At 65.2% G+C, this 2,285-nt stretch carries 3 protein-coding genes and 1 pseudogene; 1 reads left to right on the top strand and 3 read right to left on the bottom strand.

Going from position 1 to position 2,285, the window contains the following annotated elements:
• Together ACRDUX_RS13730 and ACRDUX_RS13725 are read right to left on the bottom strand one after the other, a co-directional pair.
• A pseudogene (locus tag ACRDUX_RS13730) lies at nt 1-196 on the bottom strand (hypothetical protein); the annotation flags it as partial.
• 95 nt (nt 197-291) lie between these two features.
• Nucleotides 292-825 (bottom strand): hypothetical protein, encoded by a 534-nt coding sequence (locus tag ACRDUX_RS13725; RefSeq protein WP_526414580.1) that lies wholly within the window; start codon nt 823-825, stop codon nt 292-294.
• A 17-nt stretch (nt 826-842) separates the two neighbouring features.
• Here ACRDUX_RS13725 and ACRDUX_RS13720 point away from each other — a divergent pair, with 17 nt between their 5' ends.
• On the top strand, nt 843-1,271 hold the full coding sequence (locus ACRDUX_RS13720; RefSeq protein WP_526414579.1) for a tyrosine-type recombinase/integrase: 429 nt from the start codon (nt 843-845) through the stop codon (nt 1,269-1,271).
• Between the two features lie 20 nt (nt 1,272-1,291).
• On the opposite strand, the gene ACRDUX_RS13715 is transcribed toward ACRDUX_RS13720, so the two are convergent.
• On the bottom strand, nt 1,292-2,285 hold a 994-nt coding region (locus ACRDUX_RS13715; protein ID WP_526414578.1), incomplete at its 5' end, for a glutamine synthetase III family protein.

Here is a 2,285-nt window from a genome sequence, read left to right as displayed (position 1 = left end):
CACCGATCAGGCCCTCCGTGGTCGCCACTTCGCCGCGCATGTTGGCGGTGCGGATGCTTTCGCCCCCGAAGATCAGGCCGTCGATGTTGCCGATCTCGGTGCCGTCAGCGCCGACACGGATGACGTTCCCGTTTACATCGACTGCATCGCCGTGGGCGTTGCGTTGCGGTGCCCGGTGGACGGTGCCGGTGATCACAGCGCCCGCACCCGGTACCTGTTGAGTACGAAAGTCTCCGAGACAGTGAACGAACCCGGCGAGGACCGGTAGCTGACGCTGGCTGGCCCCTCGGTCTAATCCATGGCGAGTTGCCGGGGATGCGCGAGATACCGTACGGCCAAACACAGTGCGACAGAGGCGAGTTCGTCGTTGGGGTTGCCGTCGACATCGAATCCGATGCCACGGGTGTATGCCTTGACTTGTGCCAGTGCCACTCGCAAGTGTGCCGCACCCTGCTCCGGTGCGACAGTCCTGCCGGTGAACTCGCTCAGGTCATTCACACTGAGCGCAGCCATGACTAGCTCGCGTCGTGCAGGCGCACCACGCCCGCCGCGTTCGATCAGGTCCGCGCTGCCGTTGCCGACCGCATTATCCCCTTCGACGTGACGGCAAATGTGACCCTTCCCCGTACTCGCAAGGCCGAGGTCGCGATGGTAATCCCCACCACGGCTGAGGTTGGCGCGGCGATGCACCACGCGCCGGATCGATTCGCGGCGTTCGTGGCGGTCTGCGCCTTCGGAGGTTTGCGCCTGGGTGAAGCTGCCGGATTGCAAGTGGGAGACATCAACTTCATGCGCCGAGAGATACACGTCGAGCGCCAGGCGCAACTCGTCACTGGTGGCGGGTGGACATCCGCCCACCCAAGTACGGCAGCGAGCGAACTGTCTACGTCCCCGAGGATTTGATGCCGATCCTCTCCGAGCATGTGCGCCTTCACGTGCCCGGCGACGATCCCGAACGATGGATGTTCCCCGGTGATGGTGACGACCCGCTACACCAGAACTCAGCCGGGTACCTGTGGCGCCGAACCCGTGTCAAGGCCAAGGTGAGTTTCCGGCTCCACGACCTACGACACTCCTATGCGTCGGGTCTGATCCATGCAGGATGCGACGTGGTGACCGTCCAGCGGGCGATGGGCCACGGGGCGGCGTCGTTCACTCTCAACACGTACAGCCACTTGTGGCCGAAGGTTGAGGACCGCACCCGCAAGGCTGCGGCCCAGATGCTCACCGACGCACTTACTGCGGACCGGGTGCGGACCACGGCGCAGTAAGTGCCCGGTGACCTCGTGGTTCAGAGGATGTAGAGCATCTCCTGGTAGGTCGGCAGCGGCCACAGGTCGTCGGCCACCACGCTTTCCAGCGAGTCGGCGGCGGCACGGACCGCGTCCATCGCCGGCAGCAGACCCTGCATGTGTGCAGCCTCGTCCATCGCCTCGGTCGCCGAGTGGTCCTCGACGCCCTTCTTCAAATCGGCCAACGCGCTGACCAGGTCGGCAACGGTCGCCGAGAGATCCTCGAGCAGCACGGTGCTTGGCTCGATACCCGCCGCCTTGAGCGTGGCGACGTTCGACGCCAGCTCGGTCTGGTAGCGCAGTGCGGCAGGCAGGATCACCGTCGACCCGAGCTCCAAGGTCAAGCGCGCCTCGACGCCGACCGTGAGCGCGTACTGCTCGAGACCAATCTCGTAGCGGCTGTGCATCTCCCGATCGTTGAACACGCTGTACTTCTCGAACAATGCGATCGCGTCCGGCTTGATCAACTCCGGCAGCGCATCCAGCGTGGTCTTCAGGTTCGGCAAGCCGCGAGAGGCGGCCTCGGTCTGCCAGTTGTCGGAGTATCCGTCGCCGTTGAACACCACGGCGCCATGCTCGGTGATGATGTCGGTCAGCAGCGTCTGCACGGCCTGATCGAAGTCGGTGCCGTCCGCCACTGCCGTCTCGAGCACGGTGGCGCAGTGGTCCAGGGCCTCGGCCATGATCGTGTTGATCGTGACCATCGGGCCCGCCACCGACTGCAGCGAACCAGGTGCGCGGAACTCGAAGCGGTTGCCCGTGAACGCGAACGGGCTGGTGCGGTTGCGGTCGCCCGAGTGCCGCGGCAGCTGCGGCAGGATCTTCGTGCCGAGATCCATGTAGCCGCCCTTGAGCGTGCGCTTGAGCGTGCCCTTCTCGATCTGCTCCAGGATGTCGCTCAGCATCTTCCCGAGGAAGATCGAAATGATCGCCGGGGGCGCCTCGTTCGCGCCGAGCCGGTGGTCGTTCGCCGCCGTGGCGATGGAGGCGCGC

Source organism: Mycobacterium sp. (assembly GCF_050701675.1).
Lineage (GTDB): Bacteria > Actinomycetota > Actinomycetes > Mycobacteriales > Mycobacteriaceae > Mycobacterium.
This window is presented reverse-complemented; position numbering and strand designations above follow the sequence as displayed.